The 26,194-nt window shown below is 42.1% G+C and carries 23 protein-coding genes and 1 tRNA gene; 6 read left to right on the top strand and 18 right to left on the bottom strand.

Annotated elements, in window-relative coordinates; all coding sequences use genetic code 11:
* Window positions 1–5: 5 nt before the first annotated feature.
* Both thrA and rpmB read right to left on the bottom strand, forming a co-directional pair.
* The gene (gene thrA / locus SPICO_RS02160; protein WP_013739053.1) at window positions 6–2,441 is read right to left on the bottom strand and encodes a bifunctional aspartate kinase/homoserine dehydrogenase I; all 2,436 of its coding nucleotides are present in this window, start codon (window positions 2,439–2,441) and stop codon (window positions 6–8) included.
* 149 nt (window positions 2,442–2,590) lie between these two features.
* Entirely contained in the window at window positions 2,591–2,821 is a 231-nt protein-coding gene (rpmB, locus tag SPICO_RS02155; protein WP_013739052.1) for a 50S ribosomal protein L28, read from the bottom strand.
* A 292-nt stretch (window positions 2,822–3,113) separates the two neighbouring features.
* On the opposite strand from rpmB, the gene SPICO_RS02150 reads away from it, so the two are divergent.
* Window positions 3,114–3,590, top strand: coding sequence for a hypothetical protein (locus SPICO_RS02150; RefSeq protein ID WP_148228983.1), 477 nt, complete (start codon window positions 3,114–3,116; stop codon window positions 3,588–3,590).
* Between the two features lie 95 nt (window positions 3,591–3,685).
* On the opposite strand, the gene SPICO_RS02145 is transcribed toward SPICO_RS02150, so the two are convergent.
* The 3 genes from SPICO_RS02145 to gpmA form a co-directional block, all read right to left on the bottom strand.
* Window positions 3,686–5,773 carry a sodium-translocating pyrophosphatase gene (locus SPICO_RS02145; protein ID WP_013739050.1) on the bottom strand — a complete coding sequence of 696 codons (2,088 nt, stop codon included), beginning with the start codon at window positions 5,771–5,773 and terminating at the stop codon, window positions 3,686–3,688.
* 295 nt (window positions 5,774–6,068) lie between these two features.
* A complete protein-coding gene (locus SPICO_RS02140; RefSeq protein ID WP_215904627.1) occupies window positions 6,069–6,698 on the bottom strand; it encodes a Crp/Fnr family transcriptional regulator in 630 nt (209 codons plus the stop codon).
* A gap of 269 nt (window positions 6,699–6,967) precedes the next feature.
* Window positions 6,968–7,717, bottom strand: a complete 750-nt coding sequence (gpmA, locus tag SPICO_RS02135) for a 2,3-diphosphoglycerate-dependent phosphoglycerate mutase (RefSeq protein ID WP_013739048.1) — start codon at window positions 7,715–7,717, stop codon at window positions 6,968–6,970.
* Between the two features lie 339 nt (window positions 7,718–8,056).
* On the opposite strand from gpmA, the gene SPICO_RS02130 reads away from it, so the two are divergent.
* The 3 genes from SPICO_RS02130 to SPICO_RS02120 all read left to right on the top strand — a co-directional run bounded on the left by SPICO_RS02130 (window position 8,057) and on the right by SPICO_RS02120 (window position 11,281).
* Window positions 8,057–8,467 carry a hypothetical protein gene (locus SPICO_RS02130; protein ID WP_041394982.1) on the top strand — a complete coding sequence of 137 codons (411 nt, stop codon included), beginning with the start codon at window positions 8,057–8,059 and terminating at the stop codon, window positions 8,465–8,467.
* Between the two features lie 178 nt (window positions 8,468–8,645).
* Window positions 8,646–9,401 (top strand): response regulator transcription factor, encoded by a 756-nt coding sequence (locus SPICO_RS02125; protein WP_013739047.1) that lies wholly within the window; start codon window positions 8,646–8,648, stop codon window positions 9,399–9,401.
* Window positions 9,398–11,281 carry a HAMP domain-containing sensor histidine kinase gene (locus SPICO_RS02120; protein WP_013739046.1) on the top strand — a complete coding sequence of 628 codons (1,884 nt, stop codon included), beginning with the start codon at window positions 9,398–9,400 and terminating at the stop codon, window positions 11,279–11,281. The genes SPICO_RS02125 and SPICO_RS02120 overlap by 4 nt, the downstream gene beginning before the upstream one ends.
* A gap of 213 nt (window positions 11,282–11,494) precedes the next feature.
* On the opposite strand, the gene SPICO_RS02115 is transcribed toward SPICO_RS02120, so the two are convergent.
* The 13 genes from SPICO_RS02115 to SPICO_RS02055 all read right to left on the bottom strand — a co-directional run bounded on the left by SPICO_RS02115 (window position 11,495) and on the right by SPICO_RS02055 (window position 23,213).
* A complete protein-coding gene (locus tag SPICO_RS02115; protein WP_013739045.1) occupies window positions 11,495–14,134 on the bottom strand; it encodes a valine--tRNA ligase in 2,640 nt (879 codons plus the stop codon).
* A gap of 1 nt (window position 14,135) precedes the next feature.
* On the bottom strand, window positions 14,136–15,068 hold the full coding sequence (locus tag SPICO_RS02110; protein WP_013739044.1) for a radical SAM protein: 933 nt from the start codon (window positions 15,066–15,068) through the stop codon (window positions 14,136–14,138).
* Between the two features lie 169 nt (window positions 15,069–15,237).
* Complete coding sequence (locus SPICO_RS10530; RefSeq protein ID WP_367576182.1) at window positions 15,238–15,708, bottom strand: CPBP family intramembrane glutamic endopeptidase; 471 nt, start codon at window positions 15,706–15,708, stop codon at window positions 15,238–15,240.
* A gap of 264 nt (window positions 15,709–15,972) precedes the next feature.
* The gene (locus SPICO_RS02100) at window positions 15,973–16,239 is read right to left on the bottom strand and encodes a PqqD family protein (protein WP_013739042.1); all 267 of its coding nucleotides are present in this window, start codon (window positions 16,237–16,239) and stop codon (window positions 15,973–15,975) included.
* A 9-nt stretch (window positions 16,240–16,248) separates the two neighbouring features.
* A complete protein-coding gene (locus tag SPICO_RS02095; protein WP_013739041.1) occupies window positions 16,249–17,016 on the bottom strand; it encodes a nucleotidyltransferase domain-containing protein in 768 nt (255 codons plus the stop codon).
* An 18-nt stretch (window positions 17,017–17,034) separates the two neighbouring features.
* Window positions 17,035–18,249, bottom strand: a complete 1,215-nt coding sequence (locus tag SPICO_RS02090) for an MFS transporter (RefSeq protein ID WP_013739040.1) — start codon at window positions 18,247–18,249, stop codon at window positions 17,035–17,037.
* Window positions 18,250–18,261: 12 nt separating this feature from the next.
* On the bottom strand, window positions 18,262–19,224 hold the full coding sequence (locus tag SPICO_RS02085) for a class I SAM-dependent methyltransferase (RefSeq protein WP_013739039.1): 963 nt from the start codon (window positions 19,222–19,224) through the stop codon (window positions 18,262–18,264).
* Complete coding sequence (locus SPICO_RS02080; RefSeq protein WP_013739038.1) at window positions 19,221–19,805, bottom strand: hypothetical protein; 585 nt, start codon at window positions 19,803–19,805, stop codon at window positions 19,221–19,223. Before SPICO_RS02080 ends, SPICO_RS02085 begins: the two co-directional genes overlap by 4 nt.
* The gene (locus SPICO_RS02075) at window positions 19,775–20,545 is read right to left on the bottom strand and encodes a nucleotidyltransferase domain-containing protein (RefSeq protein ID WP_013739037.1); all 771 of its coding nucleotides are present in this window, start codon (window positions 20,543–20,545) and stop codon (window positions 19,775–19,777) included. Before SPICO_RS02075 ends, SPICO_RS02080 begins: the two co-directional genes overlap by 31 nt.
* A 12-nt stretch (window positions 20,546–20,557) precedes the next feature.
* Window positions 20,558–21,565, bottom strand: a complete 1,008-nt coding sequence (locus SPICO_RS09670; RefSeq protein WP_013739036.1) for a GTP 3',8-cyclase MoaA — start codon at window positions 21,563–21,565, stop codon at window positions 20,558–20,560.
* Window positions 21,549–22,436, bottom strand: coding sequence for a radical SAM protein (locus SPICO_RS02065; RefSeq protein ID WP_013739035.1), 888 nt, complete (start codon window positions 22,434–22,436; stop codon window positions 21,549–21,551). The genes SPICO_RS09670 and SPICO_RS02065 overlap by 17 nt, the downstream gene beginning before the upstream one ends.
* Window positions 22,384–23,058, bottom strand: coding sequence for a hypothetical protein (locus tag SPICO_RS02060; protein ID WP_013739034.1), 675 nt, complete (start codon window positions 23,056–23,058; stop codon window positions 22,384–22,386). The genes SPICO_RS02065 and SPICO_RS02060 overlap by 53 nt, the downstream gene beginning before the upstream one ends.
* 82 nt (window positions 23,059–23,140) lie before the next feature.
* Window positions 23,141–23,213: transfer RNA gene (locus SPICO_RS02055), tRNA-Met, on the bottom strand.
* A gap of 180 nt (window positions 23,214–23,393) precedes the next feature.
* Here SPICO_RS02055 and SPICO_RS02050 point away from each other — a divergent pair.
* Both SPICO_RS02050 and SPICO_RS02045 read left to right on the top strand, forming a co-directional pair.
* Entirely contained in the window at window positions 23,394–24,692 is a 1,299-nt protein-coding gene (locus SPICO_RS02050; RefSeq protein ID WP_013739033.1) for an HD domain-containing protein, read from the top strand.
* Window positions 24,693–24,824: 132 nt separating this feature from the next.
* A complete protein-coding gene (locus SPICO_RS02045) occupies window positions 24,825–26,168 on the top strand; it encodes a hypothetical protein (RefSeq protein ID WP_013739032.1) in 1,344 nt (447 codons plus the stop codon).
* Window positions 26,169–26,194 lie beyond the last annotated feature (26 nt).

The raw sequence follows: 26,194 nt of genomic DNA, 5'->3' as shown, positions 1-26,194 counted from the left end.
TTGCCTTACAACCGTGCGCCAAGATACGCACACAATCTCAGCAAGTCCGCGAATACTCCACCAGCAGTCACTTCTTTTCCGGCTCCTGGCCCTGTGATGACCAGCGGAAACTCATGATACCTGTCGGTGGTGAAGCAAATGACATTGTTTGTACCGACAGTCTGGGCAAAAGGATGTTCAGCGGGATAGCTGTTCAGGCTGACAGAACAACGACCATTTCCATCAATCTGACCGACATACCGAAGTTTTTCTCCCCTCGCTTCAGCCTCTTTGAACAACTTCTCCATCGGTACGTCCATCTCTTGCAGCCGCGCCATGAACAGGGGGACATCCATGTTGCAAAGCTGCTCCGGCACCAAGGACGTGACTTGCAAATCGGCTGTCTCAACCGTATAACCTAACTCACGGGCAAGAATGACTGTCTTGCGTGCCACATCCATGCCGGATAGATCATCCCGTGGATCAGGTTCCGTATAGCCCATTTCCCTGGCCTCACGCACCAATGAACTAAAAGGCTTGCTTCCATCATACTGTGAGAAAAGCCATGCCAAAGTTCCACTTACAATGCCTTCAATCCGATGTACGCGATCTCCGGTGCGTACCAAGTCCTGCAAGGTGCTGATGACCGGCAGACCGGCACCGACAGTAGCTTCATACAGAAAACGACGACCAGTGGAACGACAAGTCTTCATCAGTTTGTCATACAACCCATAAGGACCTGCTCCGGCTTTTTTGTTAGGCGTGATGATATGAGCGCCTTTTTCCAACCATGAGACATAATTGCGCGGGAGTTCTCCACTGGCGCTGCAATCAAAGATGACCGCATGGGGAAAATATGGGACTGTCACATGCTCAATGACTTTTTGGGTATCCAAAAGCACGGAATCTTTTTTAAAACGTTCCTTCCATGTATCAAGATCCACACCTTCCTCATCCAGAAGCATTCGTGTGCTGTTTGCCATAGCCCTGATGCGGATATCAACGCCAAACTCCTCATGCAGTCTTTCACTTTGTACCCTGAGCTGTTCCAATAATGTGGAACCAATGCCACCCAGTCCAAATATTCCTACAGACAAAGTCCTGCGAGACAAAAAGATACCTGCATGAAGCCCCTGAAGGGCGCGGGTACTGTCCGAGTCCTTTATCACTGCGCTGATGTTTCTTTCCGAAGAACCCTGCGCAATTGCCCGAACATTCACGCCTACCTTGGACAGGGAGGAGAAGACACGCGCGGCAATGCCCGGAGTCCCGCTCATTCTGTCTCCGACAACCGCAAGGATTGCACAGCCAGGCTCACTGTCAATGCGTTGAATGAGTCCGAGAGAGAGCTCATGGCGGAAAGCGTCGTGTGCCAGAGTCATGGCATCCTGTGCCTGAACAGCAGCGACTGCAAAACAGATGGAATACTCACTGGACGCTTGGCTGATGAAGGAAACCGATATGCTACCATCACGCATCGTAGAAAACAGACGGCTTGAGATACCGGGAACTCCACTCATCCCAGTACCTTCAATGTTGATCAAAGCGACATCGTGAATGATGGAAAATCCCTTGACCCTGCCATTGACCGTCGATTCCGGAATTCTTTCCGCATGCGCCATGGGACGGACTACGGTACAAGGACCTTGGATGTCATTCCACCATGACAAGCGCACCGGTAATCCTGTTCCGGAAGCGGGCAACAGCGACCGTGGATGAACCACAGGAGCTCCGAAATAGGATAGTTCCACAGCCTCCGAAAAGGAAAGTTCATCAATGACACGTGCTCCGGGGACTTCACGTATGTCGGCGGTACGCAGAGGCGCGTGTCCGTTCCAGAACGTTATGCCTCCTGCTCCCAACAAGGGGCCAAGACGACTGGCGGCATGTTCGGCAAGGGTCTCTCCATCAGGATCAGTTGAAACGTCGATGTCTTCTTCTCCACGGATATCTCCGTAAATCAGGACAATGGGAGATGTAAGGATTGAGTTTCCTTTGCGCAGTGCCTGAGGGTAATCCACCAAAACTACATCCATGCCCTTCTGTTTCATTGCCGCCCGGCAGATTTCTGCCGCCCAATGGGAGCCAAGGGCATCAACATATCTATCAGAACCTCCAGGAAAAGCAAGGGAACCATCCAAAACATGCAGTATTTCCCTGGCTGTCGCTATGTTGGAAGCGATATGTGCTGAAATGCTTCCAGAGGCCTTTCCCTTGCCAAGACGGTCATAGACAAGATGGTTCCATAGTTCCTGTCCGTCCTCCAGGGCTTTCATGGCGGCTTCCGCATTCCCGTGAGACTGTCGGATGGAGAACGCAAGATCATAAGACACCCGTCGTACAGGTCCGATGATGAACACATGGATCGCCGGTACCAAAGCCGCTATTTCTGCCAATTTCTCAGGGGCATCGGCATCCAGCGCAAGTGTGCCGGGGAGTGAATGTACTCGAATATCCTTCATATCTATCTCCCGTCTTCGGTTCCATATAATGAACAAAAGAGTGAACTTTTCCCTGAAAAGAATGCAAAAAAAGAGCCCTTGGAAAAGGGCCCTTCATATCCGGCCTGCAACCGCACACATTCCTGTGGATATTACCACAGGGTAAAAGACTACACGATTTTCTGAACCAGACCGCTTCTCAGTGCTCGAACGCTAATCTTCAGAGTGACGGGCTTTCCGTCAATGAGAGTCTTTACCTTTACCAAATTAGGTTTGAAAGTGCGCTTGGTGCATACGCCGATGTGCTGACCGACGCCGCCCTTCTTTTTTGCCTGGCCTTTCCGTGTCACGATATTTCCGGACATGGTGCCTTTTCCAGTTAATTGACATCTGCGAGCCATATCTTCACCTCATTACTAAGTCTTTTTCCATTCGCTTTGCACGGACTGCACGAGGCATCCGCATGAAACAGGTTCCATATGCCTACTTTACCGGAAGAAGCACGGAACCTACAGCTATGACAGCCTAACAGATTCACGTATTCGTGTAAAGCGGCTTGGTTCTTTTTAGTGTTTTTCAGACCTTTTTTCCTGTCATACATTACTTTTAGTGATTGTTCTTGTTGCGAAGTGCCGTACCAGCCTTTATTATTAAGGTATGCATCGGTTACTCGCTTACCATTATGTACTTATCTTGCCCGAAAAGATACGCAGGGAGCTTCAGTCGGTTCGACGCGTCCTGTGGAGGATGACGGGCGATGTCGCTTTCTATGCCGCAAGCAGTGCTTTGACGCTCGCCCACAGCCGTGATCCCCTGTCTCTTCCTGAGGATATTCCTTGGGATGGCAGCCGGGTGGAGATATCTTCCCGTGCTGTACTCTCCGACTTGGGTGCGCTCATTCTTCCTGCCGTGCAGTCCCCGGCACTGGAGAGACTGACATATACGCTGACAACTTCCTCCGGGGCATCTGCCGCCCATCCCCAGGGACTAATGCTGGCACCCATGGCCAAGGAAAGCTTCCTGTACCATCAGCAGGAAATCGAGGATTATCTTTCTCCCCTTTCCTTCTCTCCCATCACAGACGCCCGTCTGGCAGTCCTTGAGCTTGAACAAAGCCTTGGAGGATGGCACTGGCAATTCTTCCAGCCGAAGCGTCTTGCGTGGCGATAACACATATTGAATCCATACCGCTAGCGCTTTACAAACCTTTTAATAAAAAACAAGCCCCATCCGAAGACAGGGCTTGCATCCAGATGCTTTGACTCTTAGAACAGAGAGAAAGTCAGGAACAGTGAAGCCATCAGGGAAGAAATCAGGGACACTACAGTAATCTGAGTGTTGATTGAAGGTCCAGCGGTATCCTTGAACGGATCACCGACTGTATCGCCAACGACAGCAGACTTGTGCGCATCAGAGCCACGTCCGCCATTGTGTCCAGACTCGACATACTTCTTGGAGTTGTCCCACAGACCGCCGGAATTTGACATGAACAATGCCAACAGCAAACCACTTACGATATTGCCGGTCAAGAAACCGCCGATAGCGTGTACGCCGCCGACGAAACCGACCACCAAAGTGGAGATGATGGCAAGTGCGCCAGCAGGAAGCAGTTCCTTGAGAGAACCGGTAGTGGCAATGTCAATGCACTTGTCATATTCAGGAGTTACACCGGCTTTTCCTTCCTTCAGTCCAGGAATCTCCTTAAACTGACGGTGAATCTCTGTGACCATTCTCTGGGCATTGCGGTCAACTCCCAAAATCAGCATGGCACTGAAAACCGCCGGGATGGCAGCCCCGACCAAGAGACCGAAGAATACATCAGGCTGCATGATGTCGAATCCCGTGAGCAGTTCTATGTTCAATCCGCGGGTGACGATTGCCTCGTTGACTTCCGCAATGAAAGCTCCCAGCAAAGCAATGACTGTCAGACCAGCAGCAGCTATGGCAAAGCCCTTGGTGACAGCCTTGACCGTGTTGCCGGCGCTGTCCAGGGAATCAGTGATCTCCAGAGCCGTGTCGCCAAGGTCGCACATCTCCACAAGACCACGGCCATTATCAACGATAGGACCGTAGGCATCGTTGGAAATAATCATGCCGACGATGGAAAGCATACCCACGGCACTCATTGCAATTCCGAACATTGCATAACCTGCGCCAAGAGGAGCGGTGATGAGATAGGAAGCGAAGGAAGCCACTGCTATGCCCACCATGGCAGGCAGGACGCTGAGGAAACCATAGGAAACACCGGACAGGATGGTGAACGCGGGACCGGACTGTGAAGCCTTCGCCACGTGCCGTACAGGCGGCTTGGTATCATCAGTGAAATAATCGGTGGCGAGGCCAATGATCGTACCGACCAAGAGTCCGATGACAGCCGCGCCCCAGATGCGCCACTCAAGATTGAGCTGCCACGTAGCGAGTGCTGTAATCGCCGCATAAACAGCGGTCGTCACGTAAGTGCTGCTGTTCAACGCACGGGTAGGACTTCCGCCACGACCCATCTTTGCGGTACCAACACCCAGGATGGATGCCAAAAGACCGAGGGCGGCATAGAGGAACACCGTCAGGACGTTCTTTCCGGGCGTTCCATTGTCCAATGACATGGCCATGACAAGCGCGGCAGCCATGGAAGCGACATTGGAGTCAAAGAGATCCGCGCCCATGCCAGCGACGTCGCCGACATTGTCACCGACGTTATCCGCAATAACGGCAGGGTTGCGGGGGTCATCTTCAGGGATGCCCAGTTCAACCTTGCCCGTGAGGTCGGCGCTGATATCCGCTGTCTTGGTGAAGATACCGCCACCGGCCTTGGCAAACAAAGCCAGGGAACTAGCGCCAAAACTGAAACCAAGAAGCGTAGTGGCATCCTGAGTCAGCATGAACAACAGCGTCACGCCAAGCAGACTGGAACCGACTACCGCCATACCCATGACGGCACCGCCACGGAAACCGGCAAGGAACGCGGGCTTGATGCCCTGTTGCGCAGCCACGGCTGTCTTCTTGTTGGCGATGGTCGCCACTTGGATGCCAACCTTTCCCGCAAGGGCGGAAAATGCAGTACCGACCAAGTACGCGACAGCCATCAGGATGTTGTCCAAAGCACCGCCAGTCCAAATCGGATGGGGAATGAACAGAAGAATGAGGATTGCCGCGACTCCGGCAAACTTTGCCAGAACGACATACTCACGGCGCAGGAATGTGTTTGCGCCACGGCGGATGAGCTCTGCAATTGTTTCGACGCGACTGTTCTTAGACGGCTGGGATTTTACCCACGTATAAAGCCACAACGCCACTCCAAAAGAGAGTACAGACACCGCCAGGGCGATGAACTGAACAATTAGGACTGTAGACATTTCACAACCAACCTTTGTGTATATTTGCACCCGGAATCACGTACCGGTTGCAGTTTGCTTTTTCATCGTGCTGGCATGCATGTATTACACATACCAACCGGGAGAAGCCTGTGCTTCCCGCTTTACATATATCAAACCATTCGACTGTGTCATGGAATCCTCAATAAATTAGAAACTCATGACATTCGCCTGGCATTATGAACAATCGAGGAAAATTTTTCAATAAAAACAAGACTACGGAATAAGAGAAATAAAAGAAAAAAGCAAGTACTGCCAAAAGAATGAAAGAAATTCCTTACTCTCCGGTTTCGACATACTCCCGGAGCGATGCCATGTCCTTGATAAGCAACTTCTTCCCCGGATATTGGACGATGATTCCCATTTCTTCAAGTTGTGTCATCTTTCTGCTCAAAGTCTCGCGCGCAAGCCCAAGATGATTCGCCCATCCTTCCCTGCTCAGCGGCAGCTCCAACTCCACGCCATTGGACGTGTGGACGCCATAACCCTCGGAAAGCTCAAGCAACATGGAGGCGATGCGGATGGCGGAATTTCTGCCACCAACATTGAGGAGAATCCGCTCCAGACTCCTCATCCGGCCAGCGAGAGCATTGATCACCTGCAAGGAAATCTCAGGCTGAGCGGCCAACAATGACCGGAAGTTCTTGGTATCCAAGGCACACGTGATTGTGTCTTCAAGTGCCACGACCGTATACGGGGCAATGCCATCCGTGAAAAGGAAACGTGCGCCGAAATAGTCATTCTTGGGGAAAATATAAAGAATCTGCTCACGCCCCTCCGCCGTTACCTTGACTGCCTTTGCAATTCCTTCACGGATGATGGTAAAACCTGTCGCCTGTGCGCCTTCCCGCAGGATGACATCACCTTTCTTCCATGAATGATGTGACATTACAGCGGTAAGGGACATGATGGCATCATGCCCCAATGAAGAAAACAAAGGTATGTTATGGATACAATTCCTGCCATGTGGACATGTAAGGTCGCATCCTGGGTGGACTTTCAGATTTTCCATATTTTCCATCGTACATACAGTAATTCCAAACACGAAGAAAATCCAGTGGACACAAGATAATTCGGTTCGGCAAAGACATCCCTTAGCCAGAGACAAGGAAGGGGATGCCGCAAACTCATTTTGCAACAACCCCATTCCCACAAGACGCAGAGAAAGCTTCCAGATTATTTCTTGCTCTTTCCCTGGGCGGCAACAGCAGCCATGGCAGCTTCCACCGCGGCGGCGTCACCCAGATAATAATGCTTAACAGGCTTCAAGTCCCCATCCAGCTCATATACAAGGGGAACCCCGGTCGGGATGTTCAGATTGACAATCTCATCATCGCCGATGCCGTCAAGATACTTCACCAGCGCACGGAGACTGTTGCCATGGGCAGCGACAATCACCTTCTTCCCGCTCTTGATGGCAGGAGCAATCTCATCGTTCCAGAAAGGAATCGCCCGCTTTACGGTATCCTTCAGGCATTCGGTAAGCGGCAGATCCTTCTTGTCCAACCCGGCGTACCGGGGGTCACGGCCAGGATAACGCTCATCATCCTCGGCAAGAGGCGGGGGAGCAATATCATAAGCGCGACGCCATATCTTCACCTGGTCGTCACCATATTTGGCGGCGGTATCGGCTTTGTTGAGTCCCTGAAGGGAGCCATAATGGCGTTCGTTCAGCCTCCAGTTCTTTACAACGGGAATCCATGAAAGACCCATCTTATCCAAGATCAGGTTCAAGGTGCGGTTCGCGCGGGTCAGCACGGATGTGAACGCAATGTCAAATGCATAGCCTTCCTTTTTCAAGAGCTCGCCTGCCATGGCCGCTTCCTTCTCGCCTTTTTCAGAAAGATCCACATCTGTCCACCCGGTAAAACGGTTCTCACGGTTCCATTCACTTTCCCCGTGACGCACAAGAACTAATTTGTACATGTATGCTACCTCCAAGACGCCACGTGCCCACGCACCGGCCATGTCATATTGTCTACAGTAAAATGGTATCTGCATGGCGGGAAAAGGTCAACTCATCCATGTGATTCTCATTGGCTCCATCGAGTCCGTCCCATGACTTGTGAGCAACAAGAAAACAGTGGAAAACAAGCGGGAATGCCTTGTCAAATCTTATAAAAATATGATTAATACACGATAGATGGGTATAAGTGTCTATTTGTCAAGTTTTTTTTAAAAAATTTTAAAAACGCTCTTGATTCTTTTTTTCATTAGTATGATATTACAGATATAAAAAGAGTTAGAAATAACGAAGGAGGGTCTATGATGAAGAAAGACCTGGAAAATTTGGACGAGAAATTCATGCTTGACAGCACTGATGGAATTTTCACTGACAAGGACTTTGCGTTGCTCAAGAAACAGGTGGCGACCCACAAATATCTGGTGAACCAGAATATACCTTGGACCATTTCATGGGATGATGCGTTGTACTCCTGGCTGGAGAACGTATTTAACCCCTTGATGCAATATATTTCCCGCTGGGAAGTCCGTTCTGCTTTCCCAAACATGACGCTTGCGCAGCTTTATTTCGCGGTGTCCGACCACTGGTACTATCTCCTGGAGAAGCATCCTGAGGCATGGGCAGACCTTGCTGCTCTTGATTATTCTGCAAAATACGGTCACGGGCTTCCTGCCCTTGTCTCCAGGCTCCGCACACCTCGCCTTTCAGCCTAATGGTTGCAAGACCACAAAAAGCCACTTTCGGCATGTCAATGTCGGGGTGGCTTTTTTCATACCCTGGAATTAATGGAATCAATCCGGATTAGCCGGAAAGTATGTGAAAAGTATGAATTTGCACTTTCCTCATATATTCCCACTTGTCTGGTCAATGGTGTTCGGTTAGGGTTGAAACATGGACAAAATGCCATCACATGACATTGTGGATACAAACACAGGTAAGGTAGTTCTCATTGTTGAGGATGAGACTGACATCCAAGAGCTTATCAGTTACCATCTGAAGCAGGAAGGTTATTCTGTTTTGCAGGCTCTCGACGGGCGTCAGGCTTTGGAACAGATCAAGGTCGGAACTCCGAATCTCGTCCTGCTCGACCTTATGTTGCCCGAACTCAGCGGACTGGAAGTATTGAAGACCATCCGCTATTCATGGGGAATGACTGCCCTACCCGTACTGATTGCATCGGCACGGACGGAAGAAAGCGACATCATCATGGGCTTGGAAATCGGCGCCGATGACTACATTACCAAACCATTCAGCCCCAAAGTTCTCATTGCTCGCGTCAAAGCCATTCTCCGCAGAACGCAGGAACAGGAATCCCGTGCCGCTTCCCCAAAAAAGGAAGATACTGACATCATCAAGACTCCCGGCGGCCTGACCATGGACATTTCCCGCTACGGATGTGAATACAAGGGAACAAAGCTGAACCTGACAGCAACTGAGTTCGCCATTCTTCATCTGCTCGCAGGATGTGTCGGACGGGTATTTACCCGCAACCAAATCATCAGTACCATAAAGGGAGATGATTACCCTGTCACCGAACGATCCATTGACGTACAAATGGCAAGCGTCCGCCGAAAGCTGGGAGAAGGCGGTGCCGCGCTGAAGACTGTCTGGGGAATCGGATACAAATATCAGGAAGAAGAAACATGAAGCTCCGGAGCCGCCTGCTCGTCTACGTGACGGCCTTGCTGACTTTCGCCATGTCATGTGCAATCATAGCGGCGACTATCTCATTCTCACAGGCCATACGGAAATCAGCGGACAGCACCTTGGATGGTGAAGCACGTTTCCTCGCCGCTCGTCTGCCCCGCATGAACAGCGAAGATACCATTGCCACCCTGGATTCTTATGCCGAGAACCTTGACATAAGAATCACGATAGTCAATGAAAATGGGATTGTCACCTATGACAGTGAAGTAGATCCATCGACCATGGACAATCATCTCTGGCGCGAGGAAATACAGGAGGCTCTGTCCACTGGCTCAGGGGTATCATCCCGTTCAAGCGGCTCAATGCACACCCCCATGCTGTACAGGGCAGTCAAGACGACGGACAGCAATGGTGACATCCGCATTGTCCGTACCAGCGCGCCTTTGGTCGAGCTCATTGCATGGCGCAGCGTTTTTTACACGCTCCTCATCCCCCTTCTTCTTGTCTTCCTCGTCATCGCCGTCCTGTTCACCATACTGATGCTCAGGTACCTGACCCGTCCGATAGAGCAACTGGCTGCTACCGCCCATGAATACCACCAAGGGAATCTTCTTGTTCGCAGTTCCATAGAAGGTCCGGAGGAACTTGCCGAACTCTCCGCCACGATGAATTCCATGGCAAAGGAATTGGCGGCAAGGATCAGCCAACTTGAACGGGACAAACAGCAATATTCCTCCATTCTCAGCTCCATGTCAGAAGGTCTGCTCCTTGTTGACTCCCGTAATATCATCGTCCTGAGCAACAATGCGGCGAACACAATGCTTGGCAAAGGATTCCCGGAAGCACAAAGCCTTGTCGGTGCGAAATTGTCCGAAATATTCACGGACGATGATTTTCTCAAGCTCGTCGCTACGACGATGCACTCTGGCAAGGTCGGACAGACATCCATAGTGAAATACAAACACCTGACAGGACAGACCGCTTCCCTTGTCGGAGCCGGGCGTGAACAGACGTTCCAAGTCTCCACGGCCATCGTCCCCGGCATGCAGGAAGAATCAGGAAAGGCGGTTACCGGAGGAATCCTCATTACCTTCACTGACATAACCGAACTGAAAAGACTGGAACAGGTTCGCAAGGATTTCGTAGCCAATGTGTCCCACGAGCTTAAAACACCCCTCACGGCAATCAATGGCTTCTCAGAGACCTTGCTTGGAGGTATGATTTCATCTGAGGATATAGGACTGTTCTCCAAGATAATCAACCGCAATGCCCGACAGATGCAGGGAATCATCGACGACTTGCTCCTCCTGGCCTCCCTTGAGGACGACCATGCCGCGCTTACCATGAAACGTTGCACCCTTGAGGAACTGGTCAAGGAAACCTGCGAGGACACTTCGTACAGAGCGAACAGCCGGTCGGTCATCCTGACAACGACTGTCCATGATGAGAATGGTCGCGGGGTCATGGTGAATCCCAGCCTGCTGGTTCAAGCTTTGGTGAACCTGGTCATCAACGCGATAACCTACAGTGAGCCTGGTTCAGAAGTCCGTATCAAGGCGGAAGGTGATCAGGATACTGTGACATTCTCTGTCATGGATCAGGGAAGTGGCATACCGGAAAAGCATCTTACCCGCATCTTCGAGCGTTTTTACCGTGTTGACAAGGCGAGAAGCCGCAACCAAGGAGGAACTGGACTGGGGCTGTCCATTGTCAAGCATGTCGTGTCAATGCACGGCGGCCAGGTGTCCGTCCAGAGCGTGGAGAACCTAGGCTCGACCTTCACCATCACCATTCCCCGCGAGCAGAAGTTCATGCAGAGCTTCAAGGACAAAAGCGAGCTTATCTACGGTCAGCTCCCCGATATCAATGAGAAGGAGTGAAACGTACCACCCCTTCCTGCCCAGTCCTTCTCCTTCCATCTCATGAAAACGAAAAAAGGCAATTCCATGGGTAACTTTTACCACATGTGAAATTGCCTCTGTTTGGAAATCTTAGTAAGACAAGTTGCATAAAAAATGATAATTAAAGTACCAACCTTTGTAGTAGGCATAGTATGTTATTTCTCAACAGTGATTTCCATACCAATGGAATTGTTAAAAAGAAGACAATAATTCTATATGTATATTGTTTTTCCTAATTTCCTCAAGAAATTCTTTCCTTTTTGCTTGCTCCTTTTCAATTGCGGCCTGTCTTGCATTCATTATAAATGATTGGTTTGCAAGCTTGGCTTCAACCAATGAAAGAGCTTTTTTTGCTTTTACTGTATCGGCTTTCAATCTTTCAATTTCAGAATCTACATTGATTGCTTCGCGCACGAAGACAAAGCATTCATATCCAAGCCCATTTACAGGAAATGCACCATTTATGGGCTGCGTGGACTCCTTATCAACAATAAATATAGATGCACCAATTAATGAAGATATGAATCCCTTCTCGCTCTCGATTAAATCTGATGCTAAAAAGACTTCAGACGGTCTGAATACTACTTTCAATTTTTTATCAGGAGCAATTTGGAGGTTGTTTCTAACAACACGTACAGTTCTTACAACATCTTGGAGTGAGGTCACAAGTATATGCGCATCATCGTAACAACGAGTTTTATCAAATATCGGATATTGAGCGACAATTACATCCCCCATATGATTCGGTAGCTTCTGATAAATTTCCTCAGTAATAAAAGAGAGAAATGGGTGCATAAGACGCATAGATGCTTCAAGCATATCCATTAGAATTGAAATCGCCTTATCCTTTTCTTCCTTAGTACCATGTAGAAGTTTCTGTTTGCTTGACTCAATATACCAATCACAAAAATCATTCCAAAAAAACGAATATATACATTGAGCAGCATCACTAAATTTATAATTCTCTATCGAATAACTAATTTTTTGACAGGCATAATTAAATCTACCATAAATCCATCGATCCATAATAGAATATTCAGACTCATCAATAGTGCGTATATTCCGTCCTTCTAAATTCAATAGCAAAAAGCGAGCGGCATTCCAGATTTTATTGGTAAACCGACTTCCTAGATTAAATAAATTCTTTTCAATTAACAAATCCTGACCCAAGGTAGTTACATAGCACAATGTAAATTTCATCGCATCAGCGCCATATTGATCAATTATTTCATTAGGATCAATGCCGTTACCAAGAGATTTTGCCATCTTGCGACCTTTTATGTCTCTAACAAGTCCTGTGATAACGATGTCTCTAAATGGAACCTTACCAAGAAACTCTTTACTGCTCATAATCATGCGGCTAATCCAGAAGAATATGATATCATAGGCAGATACAAGAGTACTTGTTGGGAAGAAATTATCAAGATCCGCTGTCTTGTCAGGCCAACCAAGAGTACTGAACGGCCAGAGCCAAGAAGAGAACCATGTATCGAGGACATCATTATCCTGCAAGAGATTAGTCTTATGGCATTTCGGACAGCATGAAGGGTCTTCCCTGCTCACAATTACCTTACCACAATCTTTGCAATACCATACAGGGATACGGTGTCCCCACCACAACTGGCGAGATATACACCAGTCGCGAATTGTCTCTAACCAATGGCAATATGTATTTTCCCATCTTCTAGGATAAAACACTATATCGTTCCGTTTTAGAGCCCCCAAAGCTTTTTTTGCAAGACCTTTCATCTTAACAAACCACTGATCAGAGAGGTATGGTTCAATAACGGTATGACAACGATAACAATGACCAACATCATGAACATGGTCATTAATTTCGGTTATAAATCCTCCTTCTTCTAAATCCTTGACAATAATATCTCTGGCATCGGAAGCTAGAATGCCCCTGTATTTTTGAGGACAATTGCCGTTGAGTGTTCCGTCAGGATTGAGAATGTTCACCATTTCTAAATTATTTCTAATCCCACACTCCCAGTCATTTGTATCGTGTGCAGGTGTGATTTTAACCATCCCTGTTCCAAATTCTCTGTCGACAAAACTATCAGCAATAATTGGTATTTTCCTATCTGTTAGCGGAATACACAAAATAGTTCCGACAATATTTTTATATCTTTTATCCTCCGGATGCACAGCTACAGCAACATCCCCAAACATAGTTTCAGGCCTAGTTGTGGCTACAGTTATATATCCCAAACCATCTGCATATGGGTATCTCACATGATAAAGCTTACCCTGAATACTATCATATTCCACCTCGTCATCTGAGAGAGCTGTACCGCATTTATAGCAATAGTTTACAAGGTATTTGCCTTTATAAATTAGTCCTTTTTCGTAAAGAGTAACAAATGCTTCTCTAACGGCACGGCTTGCTCCCTCGTCCATGGTGAAACGCTCATGTTCCCAATCGCAAGAGCAACCCATCTTCTCGAGCTGACTTTTTATGATGTTGTGATGATTTTCCTTGACTAACCAAGTACGTTCCAAGAATTTTTCCCGACCAATATCATGTCTTCCTAGTCCCTCATTATTCAATTGGCGTTCTACAACATTTTGAGTGGCGATGCCAGCATGGTCGGTCCCCGGGAGCCAAAGAACAGCCATTCCTTTCATTCTGTGATATCTTACTATTACATCCTGAAGGCTATTGTTCAAGGCATGACCCATATGGAGAATGCCAGTTACATTAGGAGGAGGCATTACCATGGAAAAAGTCTCTTTTAACTTATCATACTGAGGAGAAAATTCTTTTTTTGATCTCCACATAGTATAAATCTTTTCTTCGCATTCTTTATGCCAAAACTGAGAATCCATATCACCCCCTATCAATACAGTTTATATTAGCCGGACATCCTTCACACTCTTTATTCTGCAAATCATTTCGCAAATTATTAAAAAAAACACATCTTTGCCACTCGCTATAAAAACTTTGTGGTTCAAACGAAAACAGAGGTTTTTTTCCTACTAAGAAATTACACGGGTACACAATTTTATCAGAATCAATTACCGTATAAACAGTTCCTGCATAACAAATCCCAACATAATTTTCAATTTTATTAGATAATAGTAAGTCCCTATATTTATGTATTACTCTTTCGGGAAAAACTAAATTTATTTTTGCTTCCTTGTATATCGTAATTAACCCTAGTAATTTAGAAATAAAATATAAAACTATTTCTTCTGAAGGAACGATATTCCCAGAAAAATCTACTACATAAATAAAACGGAACTGATATAGTCCATATTCCCTAGCTAAAGAAAAAAGTTTATCAATTTGAAAATAATTTAATGCAGTCAGAACAAAATTAATTTGAACTTTATCTTTTATTTTTGATAAATAATTTAGCCCAGTTATTAGTTTAGAGAAAGAGTTTTTACCTCTTATTATTTCATATTCTTCCTTTGTTCCTCCATCAATACTTACTTGAACAGTGTCAAATGTTTTGTCAATTAAATAAACTATTTCTTCTGTTAGCAACGTTGCGTTAGTAACTATTTTTTTATTGCATCTCAGATTAAGAAGCGAGGAACAAATTTGATCAAAATATTGATGACATAAAGGCTCACCACCTTCTATACAAAGTTCTTTTATTTTTATTTTCTTTAGATAATCTATTATGGAAGAGAAGTCTTTGACTGATAATTCAGTTTGTCTCGGATCCAAATAGCAATGCTTACAACGTAAATTACATTTTGATGTAATTAAGACATTGAATTTTTGCGGATAATTATTTAAATCATCTTTCATAGAATAGTCAACTAATAAGCAGAGAGGCTACCCTCTCTGCCATCGAAGTGAATAATTATCATCTAGAGTGATACAAATCCAGCAGGTAATTTAACGACACGAATAACAGGTTTAGAATATTTCTGTTTCATATCTATGCCTCCTTTTTTTTATTATATCAAAGAAAAATCTATTTGTATACTTTACTTTTTTTTAGCCTACTAAGGTAATTTAAGAAAGTAGGTAAATTAAAAAAATAATGAACTAAAATACATAAAATAATTGATTGAAATGATAGCTTTAAGATAATTAAAAAACTAGATAATATGAAAAGCCAAAACAAATCTTTTTTCCCCATTAAATAGGGAGCCCAGGGAGAATTATAGTGTGATACAACAAACAAAAAAGAGATAATTAAGACAGTAAATATCACAGAAATCAAAGATTTATTAAATAGCGAGAAAAGAAAGTTTCTAAAAAAAAACTCCTCGGCAATTGGTATTGTAAATAGCGAATAACATTCTATAGAGAACTCTTTTTTATTAAGGGGTGGACTATATTTTTCGATGTATTCTTTCGATAGAAGTATTTTTATACTGCGTCTGTTTATCAGATAATATAAAACAATTACAACAATACCGCTAAAAAGAAAAACCTGCATTGGAACAGTAAATTCCGTATTATCTTTTAATCCAAATAGCAATGGGAAAAAATATGTAAAAAATAAAATTGTTTTTTCAAGAAAAATTCTTTTTCGTTTTAATTTCCATAGACATATTTGTTGCAAAGAAAATGACACCATAATAATCAAGCCATAATAAAGTTTTCCCTCAATATAACAATATAATAACACAGTCGTCGTAATAACAAGCAAAAAAATGCTTTGCAATACTGTGTAGCCAGTTTTATTTGGTTCATAATTCATTTAGACAACCTTATCTATCAAATCAAACTTTTTTAACATTTCAATAAACTTATACAAGTCATGCTCAATTTTCTTTTCATTCTCCACTTCATAAGAATCAAGTACTTTTTTTCGAATAACATCAATATCAGTAGGAGTTGAAAAGCAATTCCAAATAAAGGCGCCAATCTCATTAACCTCGAAGCATTGCCTTCCGTTAATTAAAAAACTCTGATCGCCAATTTTTCCCAACCTAACAAAAATATTTCTCACATATTTTTCTGCCATACATTCCTCCTACGCAAGTATATTCATCAGATTTGTTATTCTAAATAAAAAATTATTAATTGTATCCATGTTAGGATTGCTTGGATCAATACAATACGAATATAATTCCTTAACCGAATCCAAATCAAACTGTGTTGTTGGTATCTTTCTCATTACGTAATTTAATAGCCATTTTTCCTTAATAAACGCAATTCTAAAATGTGATAGTAATACAAGAAGAAAAGAAACTATCATCCTGAAAGTCATATATGATATATTATAAAATTGCTTTTCAGAAATAAAGCCACGCATATCTTCTAGTTCATTATAAAATCTTCCTTGATATCGATTTTTGATACACTCGCACAACCTATCTAGAGAAATCTTGTCTCTTAATCTAAGATATCCATCTTTATTTCTTATACATATTGCATTTAGAACATTACATAGTAAATCCAATTCTGATTCAGAAAGAATCAAATCATGAAATTTCATTAGATCCTGAACTGAGTTAACCCTACCAATTATGTTGAGTAGTTTTCCCTTGTCAATTATTTCAACATCAAATCTTAAATCATTATGTATTTCAGAAATCAAATAAGTTTCCCCATCAAATGCTGTGTACGTCTTGTAATCAGGAGAAGCTGTTATCAGTAGTAAATCAATATCTGAATAACTATTACTCAATCCATTGGCTGTTGAACCTATCCATAGCACAATATCTTCTGACTCAATATTTTCATTCAATTTCTGGCAAATATAATTCTCTATACCTTTTATTATTAATTCTTTTTTCATTTTACTCCCTCCCGTTAATTATTTACTCTCATATTTTTTATATATGTGCAAATAAATAAAATAAGTTATTAATGACAAGCTTCCAGAGAGTATCCATAACACAATATAAGAGTATCTGGATAAAATAATCCCACCAATGATTGGCGCAATCATGGTACCAGATGTTTTATATAATGGAAGTATGGCATTAAACCGGCCCCTAAAGTTTACGGGTGTATTATTATTTTGATAAGCTTTCGAATTATTATTTAACAGTATTTCTCCTATTGTATAAAGCAAAGTTAGTAGGAAAAAATGCCAAGGAATATTCGCAAATCCCAAAAAAGAAAAAGCAATTGCATAAAGTAGAATAGCAAATAGGATATTTTTTAAAATGTTATTTTTCTTACTTATATTTAATATCACAGGATTCAAAATAATTACAGAAAAGGCATTTATAGCTGCAACAATTCCATATATTCGTACTCCGTCAGCACCAAACATTGTGTTTAACTGTATTGGCAACACAAATGATATTTGTTTATAAGAAAATGCAACAAAGAAAACCCCAACAGAGAATAGAAGCAATTGTGGGCGAGAGAGCAATACCTTTACTATTGAACCCTCAACTGCATTCTCACCAGAATTGTTAATTGTGTCTGGTGAATTTGGTATTATTTTAGGCCTATAATCAGGGACAAACAAAGTCACCGCCAAAATTGAAGTAATCAACGCAATCCCATTCCCCCAGAACAACCATTGCGGATGAGAATAAAAAAGCATGCCAGCAAGAAGTGGTCCTATTGCAAAACCAATGTTGAAGGCTTGGTATAAAAGGCTGAAAGCAACTTGTCTGTCTTGTGGAGTGGTCATATCTACTTCTAAAGCACTTCGAGCGGGGTCTGTTATTCCATCGCAAAAGTTTGCGATAAACAATACGATTAAAACAAATTCAGAATATAAGATAAAGCCTGCAAGAATAAAGCATACTCCCATAATGATTTGGCTGACGACCATTGTCACTTTTCGTCCACAAGCATCAGCAAGTTTTCCACCAATCAGAGAACCCGGAATATGTAATAATGTATATATTGAAACAATTAAGCCTGTATACGCAGTATTAAAACCGAGCATAATAGTTAGGTACAAAGATAAGAAAACAGAAACAAAACTTCCTGCACAATTAATTAGTACAGTAAAAGTCATAATATAAAAGTTTTTATTCAGTCCTTTGTATTGTGAGATCAATTTCATAGCTATCTCCCATTATTTAAAACTAATATAATGTATTTTTATTGTATCATCTTTCGAAGAGATGATTATTTCTAGCAATGAATCTTTCCAGAAAAAAATGTCTCCAAATCTTTTATTCTGTTCTTTTAGCCTATTATTCACAGAAATAATTTCCGCGCCAAATTCATCATTTTTATATTTTATTTCAAAGGGTTCCCGTAATAAGAGAAATATTTTTTCAAATTTTTTGCTATCAACAAGGATTTGAAAGAAATTCTCTAAATAAATCTTTTTATATTGTTCGCTTATGTTTTCAACATATTTTTCCATATCTATGAATGAGTTCGTATGCAATGAATACGCTAATTTTTTAAGTATATCGTCTTTGACATTTGAGAAAAGAAACGGAAAAAAATTATCTGTTTGCTTTGTATTGCTTTCTAAGCTAAAAAAATAGAAAGTTTCAAACTTGAGAAGCCCATCATGAATTACTTTCAATTTAGTTTTTTCATATAATTGAAAGCCAAGCATGTGGAAAATGTAACAAATTCTTTCTCTTTCATTTTCAGAAATATGATTGAATGTTACCACGATACGACCATGTTCATATAAACATTTCTTAAGTTTCAAGATTAGTAAAGCTCTATCTGTCATTGAAAAATAATAATTATGAAGAACATCAATTAATAAAATTAAATCAAATTTCATTGATTCATTCTTAACTATTTCTTCAAATCTAGTAAGATTTATTACATTTTTTTGCCCAATCGATTCTAAATAACCAATTATATCTAAATCTTTTTCTACGCCAATAACTTCGTATTCTTCTTGCTGTGAAAGAGGAATAAGGTAATATCCAACCCCGCATCCGTAGTCCATAATTTTTCTTGCAGACTTAATAACTGAAGAATCAAAACCAAAAAAATACTTATCGCGCCATAAGTTAATATCATACTGACTTTCTTTTGTTTTTAACCAATCCAAACGAAAACTCATAAGGTAAACCTCTTTTTATTTTTGATAATTTCATACTTTTGCAGAAAAGGAAGGTTATTAATCTTTTTTTGCAAATCTAGATTTTCATACTCTAGTATATAAAAAACATATCGAATTTGGAGAGGAAAAATAGATTGAACTCTTTCTCTTTTTTTGACTTGAATTATATCATATTTTGATAATTTGTAGTCAACCAATTCCTGCGGATTGATGTGTGTTCTTAATAATGAATTACTAACTCTTGAGTACAATTCCCAATAAGAGTTTTCACAAAAGAAAGGTATCGTTTCAGACAAGAAAAGAATCCTTAGAATAATTGAATCGATTTCATTAATGAAAAAATTACCATTTTTGAATTCATGAATGCGTATTACATCATTTGGGAAAATACCTGTAACATATCTTTGCTTTGTTTCTAGCGACAAATTTTTATTAATATACATGATATCAATATTAGAACTAGGAGTGAAATCACATCTCCCATAGGAACCACAAACCCCTAGAATTGATATATCATTTTGTGATATTTGTAGGCTACTTAGCCTTTCTCTTATCCATAGTATTTTGTCAAATCTATCCATTCTTGTGCGTCCTTGTTAATACCCAGTTTGGATATTTCTTTATGACAAAATTGAATAATCTCCTCAATGAAAATCTGAGACCTGATAACCTTTTCTGCAAAAAAAGTATAATATTTCTTTTGGAACGTATATAAGCCCGCCTGACCAAGTTTCTTATATCGCCATTTTGTTTTTGTATTTAATATTTCATTAAATGCGATTAATAAGTCCGCGGTACGATTAAGTAAATCTATACTACGAAAATATGCAGAAAAATAGTCATCAGCTTGCATTAAGCCCAAAATATCTTCATAAGCATTTCGAACAAACAATCCATTCTGTTTTACAAGGAGAATTGAGATTTGATTTTTTTTCTCCAAAAAGTATGTTTGATATTCCCTGAACGAGGTCTTATCACCAATGGGGACTCCAATAATTATATCCCATATCATTTGAAATTCATGGAAACTTAAGATAAAATTATTGTCATCTAATTCCTTAATGGAGCATTCGACTTTCTTCTTTAGATCACTAATATGCTTTTCGGGAATTAATTCTATTTCATAATGTATGCCATTATCATGGATGTCTTGAATCTTCCTATAATCCCAAACCCTATCTGCCTTAGGATGTTCGTCTTTACAAATTTCATATATATCTATATCTGATGTTGTTGTATTAAAGCCCTCAACATAAGATCCCGCCAAATAAAGCGTTCTAAAAGAATCAATTAAATAATTTGGGATATTAATTTCTCTCATACAATTCCTTTTTTATTGAAAAGTATTTATATCAGTCCGTCCATAAACATTTCCAAATCGAACTGCACCTATGGTTTTTGCATAATGTATCCGATCTTTAGGCAGAGTCTCTTCCTTAGAATCTACTTTCATCCGGATAATATCTCTAATTTCTTCGACAGATAATCCATTTATATTGTAAGGATTATCGTTTAAACAAATTGATAGTTCGCCATATGGTGACAACCGGAATTTTTTACATCCTGCATCAGCACATTTATAATTCCAAGATGGCATAGATAAATATTCCACAGATAACCCATCTAAAGTCATGTGGACTGTATTAGGATTATCACCAGGAACAACTCTACATGTTTTAACTACATCATACTTGTTCCTCAAATATGTTAATAATTCTTCTTCTGCAATAACCTCTGAGTGAAATAAATCATGTCCGGATTCAGTAATCATGATTGGATTGCAAGGCATTAGTGTAATGAGTTTAAGTGATATATTCTTTGATTTAATTGAAAGAATAAAATCAATTAGCGATGAAATACTATCCAAATTATTTCGCAATAGGACTGAATTAATTTTTACAAAAGAAAAAAATGAACAAGCCTTTATTATCGAATCTTTTACTGTCAATAAGGAATCAAACCCACATAATTTTTTATATTCATTTCGATACATTGTATCTAAACTAATATTTACCCTTTTTAACCCTGCATGAGCAAGTTCTTCAATATTTCGGTTAAATAACTCTGTTCCATTTGTTGTCATGCTTATATCATGATAATTAAGGTTTTTACAATACTTGATGGCCAATATAATATTTTCTCTCATCATTGGTTCACCTCCAGTAAAATGAACCCCTTTGAAAGATAATTCACTACATGCTTTAATAACATTATTCAACACTTGTTCGTCCATAATTTTGCGATCTTCAAACTTACCTTCTGGATTACAGTATATGCACCGCAAATTACACTTCGGCGTAGAAAAAATCCTTAAATGCCATTGATTATAAATCTGCTTCATGCTCTTTATCCCCCCATTTAATTTCGCCCAGTCGCCGACTATTCATTAAATCGGATAACAAAAAATCTAGATTCGAGTAATTGTTAATTCTACAACCCTCACAAGTTGTTCCATCTGCGTAAAGTTTAATTTGCTTACAAAATCTTGAATTACATATTCCTTTTTTGGGAGAAGAAAGTAATCCAATATTATGATCGCCTTTCTTGAAATATTTTATAGTTGGCAAATCGACAGGAATTTCATCGATATCATAACCTAATTGTTTAATAGATAATTCAATCGAATGAATATCAATATACTCTTTATGAAATTGGCTTTCATCACCATAATTCCATAACTCATGTATTTTTAAAGTAATATTATTATGTTTAGTATATTCAATAAAATCCAATACTTCGTCGACATTTCGACGCATCAAAACCACATTGAACTTTACTTTTATATTGTTGTCTAACAGTTTTCGAGTATTTTCTAATACCTTATCGAGACCATCAATACCGGTAATCTCCAAATATTTTTGATTATCGAGAGAGTCTATGCTTAGGTTTGCCCGTTCTAAATTATACTTAATAAAAGCATCCATATGCTTGTCAATCAGTAACCCATTAGATGTAATTGCTTGCTTCTTGAACCCCAAAACATGTGCTAGTTGCATATACGCCTCAAGATTTTCTAATGTGCATTCTCCTCCTGTCCAATGAATTTCTCTCGTAATTCCCAAGTTAGCGGCAGCTTTTAAAAAAGCAGAAACCTTGTCATAATCCAATCTTTTTTTCTGGGCTTGGATTAGAGAATCATTACAATAAAAACAAGAATAATTACAATTCGACGTTAAAGCAATTTTTACCGACCACTCTGAGAATGTTTTCATATTCTTCTCCCGACAAATAATATTTTGCAAAGGCTGTTAGCTCTCGTAAACATTCATAAGGATTATCCGATGCATGAAGCAAATTATCTTTTTTATGTATATACTTGTTTTTTATTTCAGTTAAAGAGTTTAAATATGGGGAAGAGTTGAACACTTTGGTGTTCTCATGAGATGATAACTTGGGATTAATCCTAAAGAAATAATCCACAAACTGCTTAATACAATCCTTTGAAGAATGTGGTCCAACAAGCAAAATAAAAATTATGGGATAGTGATAGTTCAAATCAGCATTTTGGATATATTTTAATCCCGCATCTAACCATGTATTTCCCTTACCATTTTTGTAAACTAAATCAAGATAATGCAGATTAGTATATGAAGATACAATCTTCTTATGTGTTGTATTTATCCACGCTTCAATTGAAATTCTCATTGAGTTCTTGCATATATAAAAATCAAAAATAGATCTAATAATGTCATACAAAACGATATCATCTCTCTTTTTATAAAAACAATCTGGTTTAAAGAGGACAATAGAAATATTTTCGCCAGCTATTATTTCATTCTTCTTAAAAATAACTTTCTCTTTGTTTTTAAAAATATAATCGTTTGTATACTGCAATACTCCTCTCCATTTCCAGAAAAACTGTTATATTTATATAATTTCTTATTTTTCCAAAGCGTCAAGAAAAACAAAAATGTTTTAGCGGCGAAGGGACTCGGACCCCTGACCTAACGGATATGAGCCGTGTGCTCTACCAACTGAGCTACGCCGCCATGGAACCTGTACTGGCTTGTCGTATCGACAACAACGGAACTATACAGATTGCCTCCGTATCTGTCAAGACGAGCCGAAAGTAAAGATTCGGCAGTAGAAAAATGGCAAAAGCAAACGCTTTTCCAGACCTGCAAAACCAGTCTATGGACAGGGACTTCCACAACGATTAGTATGAAACCATGAAATTTTCCGGAGACCAAAAAGATCCCCAGGTAATCCTTTCATGGCTGGATGGCAGTTTCCAAGAACCTGTCCGCGACCCTTTGTGGGGAAACATCCTCCTAAACGAAAACTTCGACCGCATCAGGGCAACCGTGGCTTTTCAGAAGCTCGGACGCATCAAACAACTGGGCCCCGCCTACCTCACCTATCCGGGAGCCGTGCATACCCGCCTGAACCATAGCCTGGGAGTTTACCATGTCGCCCGTCTCATTTCCGCTTCCCTGCTGCGCCACAGCATCAATGAAGGCAAGGATGGCAATCTGACCATCAACGGCATATCCGCGTTCCTGGCGGCAGCGCTGCTCCATGACCTGGGACATTTCCCTTATGCCCATTCCTTGAAGGAACTACCCTTGCTTAAACACGAATTTCTCGGAACCCGAATCATCCGCGCCGACAAAGAACTACATGACGCGTTGGACAAAGCAGGGATTGATGCCAATGATGTCTGCGAGATCATAGATGACAGCCAGCCGCCTTCATCAGATGAAATCCGGTTCTACCGCGCCTTGCTCTCCGGTACGCTGGATCCTGACAAACTTGATTATCTCAACCGTGACGCATTCTTTTGCGGCGTCCCCTACGGAAGCCAAGATACATCGTACATCATCAACAAAATATATATTCATGAAGGGATGCCTGCGGTTCCCGATCGTGCAGCAGGCTCCATTGAACACCTGCTTTTCAGCAAATATCAGATGTACCGCAATGTCTACTGGCACAAGAGGAATCGTGCGGCAACGGCAATGATCAAAGAGGCGGTCATCACCACTCTTGACGACGGCGACTTGCACGCCGATGATCTCTATGGACTGGATGACGAGCAGTTTTCCTTCCTTTCATGTTTACATTCCCACCCCGCGCTCGCCCTGATTTCCCATGTGCGGGACAATAGACTGTACGTGCCTTGTTATGACAAACCATATGATGAGGGAAATCAAAACCACCGGCAGAGTCTGAATCTCGCTGAACGAAAAGAAATAAAGCAAAACATCCATGCCCGGCTTTCCCGGAAGATTCACGCACTCTCCCCGTGGGATGTCATCATCGACATTCCTGAACCCCTTTCCTTTGAGGTCGATATACCGCTCATCACGGAAAACGGCGGCACAATCCCATTTTCCGCAGTATCAGGCATCTTTGACTGCAAAGTATCAGAAAACCCGGCCAGGCTCCTGCGCCGCGTAAGAGTCTTTGTCCCTGCCGAACAGGAAGATGCCTGCCGTGATATTGTCCAGACCATGATGGACGGATGAGTTCAGACTAAACAACCGGAGAAGATTCTTTGACATCCTTTGACATAAACATGCATGAATATCATCATCTTTTTCTTTCTACAGCATTCTTGTATACTATATAAATAGCGAGCCGCAAGGAAGGAGAGCAAGATGACACGACAACGCATGACAATCATTCTTTTCCTGTTGGTTCTGCTCACCTCCCCGGTTTCCATTACCGCATCTTTTTCTTCTCTTGATAGCAGCGCAGGGGCTAGCATCGATTTGGAAGCACAGACATTTATCCTCTATGTCGAACCAAACTTTTCAGTGGGAAAACTCGACGTTTCACTTGCCCTTTCGTTACGCTTCCTGTATACGAAAGAACCTTTTTCCCTTGCCTTTGATCCTTCCAACTGGCTACCTCCGCCACGGGAGGAAAACACAAACAACCTGACATACATACTCACCACGGCTGAGCATTACACCTCTTTTGTCAGGTATGTAGTCTGGGGAAACCAAGCCGATCCTTTTTATTTCCGTTGGGGCAAGCTGAACGGAGTCTTCATGGGAGACGGGCTTATCCTCAATTTCTTTTATGATACCTCCGTCTATTTCAATGAAACCCGACCAGGGATCAACACGCTTCTCTCCTACCAAAATTCCGACAACATGAATATCAGCCTTCACGTGGTGACTGACAATGTCTTTTACCCTTCCCTTTTCGCCAGTCGCATCGGCATCCGACCTGCCGGAAATGCCGGGAAGCAGGGTAAACTTGTGGTAGGCGCATCGTTTGCACAAGATACAGGATACCGGAAGGAAAAGAATGATGCGGCACAACCGATGCCAGAGAGTCGTGTCAAACCTGAGATGTGGATGACCGCCTTTGACATCGGCTATACGGTGATTGACCATAAATTCTTTTCATGGGAACTTTTTACGGATGTCGCCATCCAAGCCTCCTGGCATAACATGGAAACGTCTACCACGGCTTTCCGTTTGGGTTTTGGGGGAAATCTCCTGACTTTCTTGCAATACAACATGGCAGCAACGTTCCCCTTGTCAGGAGAAAAATTCATTCCGGCATATTTCAAGACTGGATTCCATGATCTTGAAGAACGCCGGACTCTCAACCTGGGCGACCTTTTCCTTGAGGCACGAATTGGCTTATCCGCTTTTGATGGAGGCATATATCTCGGAGCCTCCGCGACATCATTCCTTGTCAATGAACTGTGGGTAGACCAGACGTTCGAGGCTACGGTGCGGATGGATTTTGACCTTTTGAAGCTCATTGGCCTGGAGCTTACTTTCTCCAAGACATCCGAATCCATGTTCACGACACCTCTGCCGGATTTCTCATCCCCTGAAAACGCGAAAATCTCCGGCGCGGCTTTCGTAAAAATGGGTGCATTAGCATTTGACATAGGTATGACTCTACCTTTTAATGAAAAGGAATGGAGCATCAATAAAAATAGTGTTCTGGTTGATGTAGCTGTTCATCTTGCCTTGTAGGGTACTTAACATGATATACTATGTTG

The organism is Parasphaerochaeta coccoides DSM 17374 (assembly GCF_000208385.1).
Lineage (GTDB): Bacteria > Spirochaetota > Spirochaetia > Sphaerochaetales > Sphaerochaetaceae > Parasphaerochaeta > Parasphaerochaeta coccoides.
The sequence above is the reverse complement of the archived record's forward strand: the minus strand, read 5'-3'. Positions and strand labels throughout refer to the sequence as shown.